The organism is Veillonella sp. KGMB01456 (assembly GCF_023051165.1).
In the GTDB taxonomy this organism is placed as follows: domain Bacteria; phylum Bacillota; class Negativicutes; order Veillonellales; family Veillonellaceae; genus Veillonella_A.
This window is the reverse complement of the sequence record NZ_JALKIG010000056.1, coordinates 1-10866: the sequence shown is the minus strand read 5'-3', so window position 1 is coordinate 10866 and position 10866 is coordinate 1. Positions and strand designations below refer to the sequence as shown.

Below are 10866 nucleotides of genomic sequence, written 5' to 3'. Positions count from 1 at the left end.
AAACCTATTCAGGCTTCTCGGAAATAAAAGTCTAACTTTTTGGGGTCACTACAGCCGTTATGGCGCTGGGTCCCTTTTACATATATTCATTTATGCTATATTCTCGAAAAGAACGTAAACTGAAATCTCTACCGGGAATCAGTCTTTTTATTTGCCGGTCTTATCTCCTGTATATTCAATGACGATAATAGCGCCCTTATTTTCCATTTCTGTAATCGGCTTGCCATCTTTACCTAGCGCATTACCGCCGTTATCCGTAGCAACGTAGATCTTTGTAGTATCCGGGCTTACAAGAACATTGCGGTAACGGTTATTAGTCTTGAATAATTTTTCTACATCGCCCTGAACTTGTTCACTTTTACCATCAAGTTTCACACGATAAATGGCACCATTCTTAAGCGTCGTAATGAGCAAGGAATTCTGCCACTCTGTAATCTTCCCGTCTGCCGGATAGTAGGCAACACTGGAAGGAGCAATGGTTGGCCAACCTACATAGTAAAGTGGTGCATAGGTTTCATCGGCAAAATCATAGCCATTGCGAACAACGTTAAAGGATTTAAGCGGATCTTTAAGGTTCGGAGCATTAAAGTCTGTTTCCAACTGAGTCGGAACGCCTACCGGAATATTGTTTGAATCAAATTTTGCCTGCAATTCTTTGGAAGCCTGGGAATAGTTGGCATACACATAGGATTCATTATCTCTATAACCTGCCACATACGGCCAGCCATAGTTGCCGCCTTTTTCAATAAGGTTCAGTTCATCATCTGTAGACGGACCATGTTCGGTCGCAAAGAGTTTATCACCAACAAAGGCGAGCCCCTGAGTATTGCGGAACCCATAGGCATATACATGACTTTGGACACCATTTAATACAGGGTTATCTGAAGGAATGGAGCCATCTGCATTGAGACGCAAAATTTTGCCCGGATAGAGACTATAATCATTAGCGGCTACCTGCTCTGCTGTTGGTAACATCTGAGCCTGGATTTCCTTGGCTACGCGAGTCCCCTGATTATTCCCTTGGTCACCGATGGTATAGTAAAGCTTACCATCCGGTCCGAAACGAAGTCGACCGGAGTTATGATCAACGCTGGCCGGCAGATTATCGAGGATAGCTGTTTCATCACGAAGTGTCTCGGTCTTAGGATCATAAGTCATACGGACAATACGAGCATGCTTTTCACCATTCACTTCATAGGTATAAGCCGTGTAGACATAATTATTTCCTTTAAGGAACTGTGGGTCCAGTGCGAGGCCCAGAACGCCTTGATGAGGCGGCGCCGCCACGGCATTATTAAAGGTGTACAATACCTTATGCTTACCCTTTTTCGGGTCAACCTTAGAAATCGATTTTGCCTGACGTTCGGTTACCCACAACGAATTATCCGGTCCCCAAAGAACTTCCCACGGAGAACCCAAGCCATCTACAAGGACAGTCGCCTTAAAAGGCGCTGCAATATTGACCTTGTCTCCATGGGCTGCCTCAGCCACCATACTAAAACCTGCTGTTGCCGTAATGGCAAAAAGACCACAAAGTACTTTTGCTGCTAATTTCTTCATACGGTTCTCCTTTCACATAAAAGTCCTTCATACTTAGCTATCTCTAATCGATTATTTTCGACTAGAGATAGCCTATAACCGTGCTGAATCGTGAAGTCTTTCCGGTCCTCAAGACGGTAAGCTGTACTTCACATTTCATTCATATCTCTTATTATTATAAATAAAAAACAGTTACTTGTATACTGAACACCTAAGCGAAAGTGTCTATAGTTTATTTTATTGACTCTATCTCGTATGATTCTTCAACTTTAGCCTTAACATATTCTTCAAACATATACGGTGCTTCCTCTTCTTTTAAGATACTACCAATATGCATGGCTCGATTCTGTAGCACATTTTCTTCATCAAGCAATAAATTTCTTAGGAATAACTCAAGGAATTCCGTTGTTGCAAAAACACCGTTTTTCAAATCGCTATAATTAGCCCTAACCAACGCGTTTCTAAAATACCAAGTATGCTTGGCAAAAATATTGTTCGTAGCAGCAAAGCCCAATGTGCTCAAATACTTAATAAAGAATACAGCCGTTGTCCGTGTATTACCTTCGCCAAATACATGAATTTGCCACAAGCCGGCTACAAATACGGCAAGATGGTGAATAATCTCATCCATGGACAGATTTTTATAAGAAAACTTCTTTTCTTGTGAAAAATCATACTCCAGCGTTGCCCGTAGTTCTGAAGCACTGGCGTAAAGAACAGTTGCTCCGTTCAGCACCCATTCTTTTTTTGTAATATTATAATCACGATATGTCCCTGCATGAGGATAGATGCCCGTAAAAAGCTTTTTATGAATGGCCAGATACTCATTTGGGGTAAAGCTGAAAGCATGTTCTGAAAGAAGTGCTGCAATACGAACAGACACTTTATCGGCTTCTTCTGTCCGATTCGACGCATCCGTGTTCGGCTTCGCCTCGTAATAATTTTGCAAAAGTTGCTGAGCATCTTCCAAGGAAATCTCGCCTTCAATATTTCGAATCGCCGTATCCAATAAATACTTCGAAGGCTGCAGACCATCAACGGCCTGCAGGCCGATAGCCGTCTGCCATGCATAACCTTTTTCACGCTTAGCCGGTTCGGATTCTTTTATATATTCTTTGAAGGGATCTTGGTCCGGCACATCTTTGGGATGTTCAACGGGGTGTTCAAATGCATCTTCATACGATTTTTTCGGCACCATATATCACCTCATCATTTTGATTAACAGCAACTCTTGTTATTAAAGCCACGGCTTCAACATGTGCACTCATGGCAAACATATCCACCGGCTGCACGGTTTGCACTTCATAACCGAGCTCACGTAGCACGCAAATATCGCGCGCCATGGACGCCGGATTACAAGACACATACACCATATGTTTCGGTTTCATGGTGGCCGCCGCTTTTAAAACTTCCTCTTTACAGCCTGCCCGAATCGGATCAAACACAACCACATCGGCTTTCACGCCCCGTTTCACGAGTTGCGGCATTTCTTTGGCCGCATCAGCGGCGATAAATTCAACATTCGTAATGCCGTTGCGCTTCGCATTCGCTTTGGCATCTACAATGGCAGGTTCCACAATTTCAATACCGATAACATGTTTTGCCTGTTTTGCCAAAAACAGAGAAATCGTACCGGTACCGCAATATGCATCGATAACCGTTTCTTCACCGGTTAAATTAGCATATTCCAACGCTTTCTTATATAATACGAGGGTTTGTTCCGGATTGACTTGGAAAAACGAATGCGGCGATAGTCTGAATTTCAAGTCGTCAATGGTGTCGCTAATCGTTTCGTCACCCCAAAGCAATGTGCAATCACGGCCCATAATAACATTCGTTTTACGCGAATTATGATTGAGCACTATGCTCGTTACTTGCGGCAAGTGTTTACGAATTTCAGAAATCCAGTGCTCTGCTTGCGGCAATGTTTTGGCTGTGCTTACGATAATAACCATCCAGCCGTTTTCACCGATACGGCCGATAATGTGGCGAATCATGCCCTCGCCGGTCACTTCATTATATGGTGTGAGTCCGGTTTCACGAATTAAACGCTCGCAAACGGCAGCAATCTGATTATTCCCCTCATTTTGAATCGCACAATTTGTGCAAGGCACGATGTCATGAGAGCCCATGGCGTAGAAGCCTAGCACCGGCTTTAATTCATTAGCTCCCCCCGCCTGAGTTTTGCCTGTTTGTCCCTGTAACTTTGAGCCGGTATCAACACCCCAACCCACCGGAATCTGCATTTTATTCCGATAATGCCAAGGTTGTTTCGGGCCTAAGGCGGGCTGCACCAAATCAGGATTTGTTTTACCGATACGCTCCATAATGTCGCGCACTTTTTGTGTTTTCAAACGCAATTGCTCTTCGTACGTCACATGTTGCAAAGTACATCCGCCGCAAGTACCATACACCGGACAAACCGGTTCAATGCGATGTGGTGACGGTTCTAAAATTTCAACCAACGTCCCCACGGCATAGTTCTTTTTCACCAATGTAATGCGGGCACTGATACGTTCCCCGGGGAGGGCAAACGGCACAAACACCGTAAACCCTTCATAACGGCCCACGCCTTCACCGCTGTTACCTAAACTCTCAATTGCAATTTCATAGACTTGGCCCTTTGCTACAGGCACATTCTGTTTCATGATGATTATCCTTTCTTACTGTAAGAAAATTTAAAACTACTTTCTTTTATTATATAACAAAATATAGGGGATAACTAAACGTCGCCTCATCAAGTTGAACTATCCGGAAATTCCGGATAGTTCATTTCTTCCTCCCTATAACCAGTTCTTTTACTCTAAATCATATCACGTGGGCTTCCTATTAATTATTATCGTTATCATATCTAATGGTACTCATTTATTAGTTCTATTATACAACAAAATACACGGGCTCCGTGCATTTTTAAAAGGGCTTTACCTTAATGCACGGAGTCCGTGTATTTGAATTTTCACTCACCAAAAATTGATTTAAAACTATATCTTTTAACATACTGAGTCTTACTGTCAATACTGAAGATTGGCCTGAATAATTTCATTCAGACTAATATGTTCATTCCGATACCGGGCACACCGATTATAGTCATAGCGACATGAGTATGCCAACCGCTATAACTGCCCGGTTCAAACGTAATCACATTAGTCTGCGGTCTTCCTTTCTGACAGCAACGGGCCATCATCCTAACCCCCAAATAATCGTTTACACTTTAATCTGCCGCTGCCAAAAAGATACAGCTCGATCGAGCCACCCCTCCGCAACAGTTCCTTCGCCAAGACCAAAGCCATGGGGCAATCCGGGGAACACTTCGATGGCGGCATCGGTTCCATTAGCCTGAATATCCTTAATTCGTCGTTTCATGGTGCCATACCACGCAATACGATCCGCCGTTCCCACACAGTTATACGTAGGCGGCTCGTTACCGGTTACATCGCCCAAACCGGTATACTCCATGATAACCGCAGCCGGCTGTGGATAGGATTTTTCACCAAAAGATTTCGTCCCATACGTACCGACCCAAGCTGCCATTCGAGCACCGGCCGAACCGCCCCACAGTGAATAATCACGGACATCAACCTGAAGTTCCTTTGAGTGCTCATGGATAAAAGCAACAGCTCGTGACAAATCCTCACAGGCTTCGCGAGCAGCGACGCGATAGATGAGAGCAAAGGCGTTATAGCCTCGTTTAGCCAATGCTTGGGCATGAGGAAAACTATCGTGCATGGCACCGACATAGGCAAAACCACCGCCGGCGCTGATAATGGCGGTCTTGCCGTGAGGCTTACCGCGAAAGAAAAGTAAACCTGTGTTCTTTTTATTAAGATCGACAGCCTTTTCTTGCGGGCTATAAATATCATAAAAAACGGTCTCACCGGCAAGGACTCTTTCTTTCAGCTCATTGACAATACTCACCGTCCGCTCCGGTTTTATATAGCTATACCAAATAAAATAGTGTCCTAAGTCTTTTAAATTTGTCTGTGGCGGTATCGCCAAATCTACCGGAAACAAAAGCCGGCCGAAGCCGGCAAATGCCTCATCTCGGATGACATCGCGAACTTTTGAACCCATTGAAAATAGCTCTTTTGTCATCTTATTATTTTCCCTTTCTTTAACACTTATTACGATTTAATATTGTTTTTTAATTCTTTTTACTCTTTTAACGACTTTATTGTGTTAAATTCTTTATTTTTTAAATTATTTTGCTCTTTTAGCTATCTATATTCTAGAGTGCGCCTTTATGAAAGTACAGTAACAATTATGCAGACTACTATAATTTTTCTTTATACCGAAACATCAAAATGCACCGTCGCCCCCATCCCATGCACTGGCTGGCAATAAATCCTTGCGTTTCGAGGATTTAGATGGCAATACAATGCTTTTAAGAGGTCGCTTAGGATTTTGGAAGCATATTACGGATGAAAAAATAGCCTTATAATTACTAACAACTTAACATCATAAATAATTCCGCTAATAAAAAACGATTCCGTTTTGTGAAATCTCTCTTAAAGGTAGATTTTAACATCTAACTTTGAAGAGCCTCCAACTTAACGGAACCGTTTCTTTTTAAAACAACTGCTTCAATAATTTTTCGTACTCACTATATACTGCCGGATTGTATGGCGACAAAGTTTCTAAAAACGCCTGATTGTGTTTCTTATGAATTTCAATTTGAGCATCGTAATTCTTAATTACGTCGAGTAATACGTCGGCCCTTCGTTGAGCATCAAATTCCGGATAGTAAAAACCAACGCCCGCATCAAGTAAAATCGGCGAATTGTGTACTAGCGGATAATTGCCGTAAAGGGCTTCGTAATAGGTATAATTAAGCCCCAGTTCCCACTGAAAAGCCAGCATGATATCGGTGTAACGCGACAAAAAGTAGGGCAATAGATGTCTAGTTTCAACGGTCATAACATTGTTTTTTACCAGTGTGGTATAACCGATAAAATTGTGAAAACCGGAAATATCTCGTACATCATAGGTGTTACACAAATACACGTGGGAAATAGCCTCCGGATCTTTTTTATAGGCTGCCTCGGCAATGAGGACCGGCGTATAGCAATTTTTTAGAACCGATATATTCGGCTCAATCACGGTTATGCGACGGCCCCGTTTCGATTTGTCGGGATTATAACCAAAACTCAAACCGTCTTGCAGGTTAGCCACTTGTCGGTCAAAAAAGAATGGGCTCCACACATGCGGTACTTTGTAGGCTTTTGTCCCGGTCATGACTTCCAAATAGTCTTTGTTAGTCTTATATACTTGAGGAATTAACCAGACTTGATCAAACGTGCACCCGTTAAAACCGCGACCGCCATCCTTTTTATTCACGAATTTTTCCATATCCATGATAAAATCACTACCCATGCGGAAGGTAACAATTTTGGCGCCATATTTGCGGAATTCTTTTTCATACTTTGGTTCTAACGTAAGCGTACCTTCAATCAAGACATCGGTGGTTTTTACAACTTCTTCGTATGGGAAAATATCGACGCCCATGGCTTCGATTTCCAGTTCTTTAGGCAATGTCTTTAAATCATTGCCCCAGAACACGAAGTATACATCGTCAACGCCGTCAATTTGAGTGAGCATTTCACGTAAAAAATACATATTCTGACCGGCTCCATTGGACCATATGTGTTTGTACGTTGAGCCCCAGAAAAATGTGATGCCAATGCGAAGCCCTTGTCTGTTTGATTTATTTCCACTATTGTTCTTACCTAAACCCATATAAATATCCTTTTTGTTATTCATCGTAACTAGATTAAAATATGATGTATTTTATATTAATATATCACATATTATAGCTTACATAACGCTTTTTTCAGTAAAACTTTATTCAAATACACAAATCGTTTATTTGAATTTTCAGACAAATTATGTGAAATACATCCTTATTAGCATAAATACTGTATTAAGAATTTATTTTGGACATCAGTACTTTCACTTGAGCCTGCAATTCTTCAATCTGACTGGCTTGAGTGTTAATTGTCTTTTGCTAATCTTGAATTTTATCTTTCAAGTCATTGGTTATTAAAAACCTTTGACTTTAAATAGATAAGTAGATACAATAAAAGTGAGTAAAAGTAATATAACTATACCAATCAATAAAAGGAGGTCTTCCATGTTTGAATCGCTTTTCGCAGAATTAAAACTGCAAAACACAGACAGAACTAACGCATACATCGCAAAGGTAGAAGATATACTCAAACCGTTCGCCGTCGCGAGTTTTCAAGACTCCCTATTCATAGTGGCTTTAACGCTGGTAAGTAAAGTAGATAATTCAAGAATCAAGTCTGCCTTTTTTCAGCTCAGATCTCAACTAAACGACTCTTTTGTCACCAAAGCGCTTGAAACGGTGGCAGACTATTATCAAAGCAGTAATTTGGAATCATTCACCCCAATGCATTCAGCCTTACGAAGCTGCACTAGTCTGCAACTGCTAACTTATTTGATGTTTGCCAATCCTAACAGCAAAAAAGACGCCGCTTTCGACAGCGGCCGCAGCCTAAACAGATTGCTCGTCGAACTTGTAAAAAACGAAATGTCTATCTACGATTGGGGCTTTAGTTACGGACAATTCCTACTATCCGCCGCACTTTACGGCAACGCGCAATCACTAGAGGGAATTGAAATCAATCCGGAATGCTATGTCGTTACCAAACTCAGACTGTCCCTCCTGCCACACGAGCGGACCATCAAATTGCACTTTGGCAATATGTTTTACGAAGAAGACCGGCATCGAAGTATTTTTACTAACTTCCGCGATATTTCTACCAAACAACCCCATTCCGCTATCATCCACCCTCCATTTGGTGTCATGATTGATGAGTTTTTTGAAAATAACAAAGGGCTGCGAGTACCGACATTACCGCGCTTTGCTGACATTATGGGCCCCAGCGCGTATAAGAGCGAATGGCCGTTTATACTGAAAGCCTTAGATGATTTAGCTGATGAAAAGCGACTCTACGCTATCACTACTAACGGTGCTGCCTCAACGGAAACATATAGCGAAATCCGGCGTAATTTAGTACAACAAGGATTAGTAGAATGCGTTGTTCAATTATCTGAAAACCTATTGCCGGGCACATCTATCCCGTCAATGCTGTGGATTTTTTCAAAAAACAACGAAACGGTACGCCTAATTGATGCGTCTCGTATTAGAACGGAAGGGCGCCGCAAATTCAGCCTATCTCTCGGCGATATTGAAAAAATAACGTGTTTAGTTACTAATCGAACTCCTATTTCCGAGCTTTTCGAAGGATATCAAGGGCTTATCCGCTATGTTTCGGCTTCCGAATTAGCCGAATCCAACTATAACCTATCACCTTCGCGTCATTTAGGCGAAGACTTCCCGGCCGAGTATATTTTGCTAAAAGACGTCTGCCAGATCAACCGCGGGGTTCTCTTAAAAGCGCAAGAGTTAGATGAGTTAGTGTCTGATGACAACTCCGTAAAGTACATCACCCCTAAGCATCTAAACGATAGCGTTATCGACTTAACCACCGTTACCTCATTGATTGAGACGGACGATATTTTGAAAAAGAAATCTATCGGCAACGACACTATCGTCATGAGCAAACTTCTGCCTTTTAAGACCGGCTATGTGTCAAACACCAGAAACAATCAGGTATTCTCGAATGGCAACACCTATTTTTTGCAAATTAACAAAGAAAAAATCAATCCCCTCTTTTTGTGGATGTATTTAAATTCGAATTCGGGTAAAAAACAACTGGAACAACTTTCACGTGGCAGTTCGACAAGTACCTTAAGCATCAGCGATTTAAAAGAGTTAAAGATTCCTTTAATCGAGCCTGCCGTACAGGATAAACTAGCTGATACATATAAGAAACTATTAAAAAAAGAAAGCCAGATTCAAGAAAGTTTAAAAACCTTGGAAAAAGAAAAAGAACAGCTCATCGAGACTGTTCTACAGTAGTAAAATTTATAAAAAAGATTAGTTGATTGTGACTGCATTACAGCAGTTCAAAATATTAAAAGTGAGGTTATGAGCTATGAAGTTGCATGAACACGCTTTTCGTGACTTATTTCACCAATTTATATTATTACCTATCGACAAAAACGATCCTCATATTCCGGATTTTTTCATAGAATTCCCTAATTACCACGATGCCAACGCACTCTTACTCTATGGTTATATCGACCACGAAGCGGGGCTTACATTTGAAGTTTTAAGTGCCGCGCGGCACGAAAACGACACGACAACGCTATTCCCGGGAAATGACGAGATTTCAGTCAAACTTCGCTCTGAATCTATCGGCGATGAGGAAATTGTATTACTCAATAAACTTACGCCTAATGCGTATGATGAAAAAATTGAGCAAATTCACAAGTTCTACAAAGCCGACAAAGGTATTGAATTATGTCGCAAAATTAAAGAGTTGGATGCTTACCGTCATGCCGATTATCCCGATGATGTAGCCGTTATCTTCTACGACCAAGAAAAAGAACCGGAATATTGCTGGGTTCGCTGCGAAGATTGCCAGCCGCCGCGTTTCTTCGGTACGTTGTTAAACGAACCCAAAATCATTGAAGGAATCCATAAAAACGACAAAGTTGTTTTTAATTTAATTGAAGTAAAAGACGGATTTTTTGTGGCGGTGTTCTTACGGTGATATAGTACGCCAATCAATGAGTGGCTTACCAAATAGACCTAAAACACAACTATTTCAATGGCCCCAAAATCTCCTATAGATCCCTATCCCCCTATAAGTCCAAAATAAAACTCTCATAAACGAAAAAGGCCCCTGTAGGGGCCTTTTAAATTTGACTGAATTCCGGTAACATGTGCCGGTCAACGGTCTATTATTCTATTAATCCCGCCATCTGAGGCGCTTTCTACGTTCTCTCGGCTCAAGAATATATTGATTGATACCTTTAAAAATAGCAATGGCAACCCATATAGGTATGGACCAGACGTTAAATATGGCCGTTGTTATAATGAATAATGTCATCATAATGATAAATTGCATAATGATTTCCCCTTACCCCAATATATAAAAACATCTATCTATATAATATCAGTATACTGGTCTTTATCCATTGCTGTAAACAAACTAATCGTTCAATTCCATATCATCATCTGTATTGTATTTTTTACCATCTGAAGATTTTAGATACTAATGCAAAAGGCCCAACGCCGATAACGGTGTGGGCCTGTTGCTAAACTCTTCTGAGGATAGCCAACGGTTCCAAACGTTCACTATCTTTCTCCTTATATTATAAAGCCCGCAGCCGATGAAAATCAAATAGGCTTATAGGACAAAAAGTGTGTGTGGCTTTTTTAAATTAATCCCAATAAAT

General features: G+C 41.3%; 8 protein-coding genes. 2 read left to right on the top strand and 6 right to left on the bottom strand.

Annotated features, from left to right (window positions below; genetic code table 11):
* Positions 1-147: 147 nt before the first annotated feature.
* The 6 genes from MXE28_RS10745 to MXE28_RS10720 all read right to left on the bottom strand — a co-directional run bounded on the left by MXE28_RS10745 (position 148) and on the right by MXE28_RS10720 (position 7272).
* The gene (locus MXE28_RS10745) at positions 148-1560 is read right to left on the bottom strand and encodes a glucose/sorbosone family PQQ-dependent dehydrogenase (RefSeq protein ID WP_247240156.1); all 1413 of its coding nucleotides are present in this window, start codon (positions 1558-1560) and stop codon (positions 148-150) included.
* A gap of 211 nt (positions 1561-1771) precedes the next feature.
* Positions 1772-2737 (bottom strand): Fic family protein, encoded by a 966-nt coding sequence (locus tag MXE28_RS10740; RefSeq protein ID WP_247240155.1) that lies wholly within the window; start codon positions 2735-2737, stop codon positions 1772-1774.
* Complete coding sequence (gene rlmD, locus MXE28_RS10735; RefSeq protein WP_247240154.1) at positions 2715-4187, bottom strand: 23S rRNA (uracil(1939)-C(5))-methyltransferase RlmD; 1473 nt, start codon at positions 4185-4187, stop codon at positions 2715-2717. Before rlmD ends, MXE28_RS10740 begins: the two co-directional genes overlap by 23 nt.
* A 395-nt stretch (positions 4188-4582) precedes the next feature.
* Entirely contained in the window at positions 4583-4723 is a 141-nt protein-coding gene (locus MXE28_RS10730; protein ID WP_156705906.1) for a hypothetical protein, read from the bottom strand.
* 20 nt (positions 4724-4743) lie between these two features.
* On the bottom strand, positions 4744-5610 hold the full coding sequence (locus MXE28_RS10725) for an alpha/beta hydrolase (RefSeq protein ID WP_247240153.1): 867 nt from the start codon (positions 5608-5610) through the stop codon (positions 4744-4746).
* Between the two features lie 495 nt (positions 5611-6105).
* Positions 6106-7272, bottom strand: coding sequence for a DUF2827 family protein (locus MXE28_RS10720; protein WP_247240152.1), 1167 nt, complete (start codon positions 7270-7272; stop codon positions 6106-6108).
* A gap of 394 nt (positions 7273-7666) precedes the next feature.
* On the opposite strand from MXE28_RS10720, the gene MXE28_RS10715 reads away from it, so the two are divergent.
* Together MXE28_RS10715 and MXE28_RS10710 are read left to right on the top strand one after the other, a co-directional pair.
* Positions 7667-9481, top strand: coding sequence for an N-6 DNA methylase (locus MXE28_RS10715; protein ID WP_247240151.1), 1815 nt, complete (start codon positions 7667-7669; stop codon positions 9479-9481).
* A gap of 76 nt (positions 9482-9557) precedes the next feature.
* Positions 9558-10178 (top strand): hypothetical protein, encoded by a 621-nt coding sequence (locus MXE28_RS10710; protein WP_247240150.1) that lies wholly within the window; start codon positions 9558-9560, stop codon positions 10176-10178.
* Positions 10179-10866 lie beyond the last annotated feature (688 nt).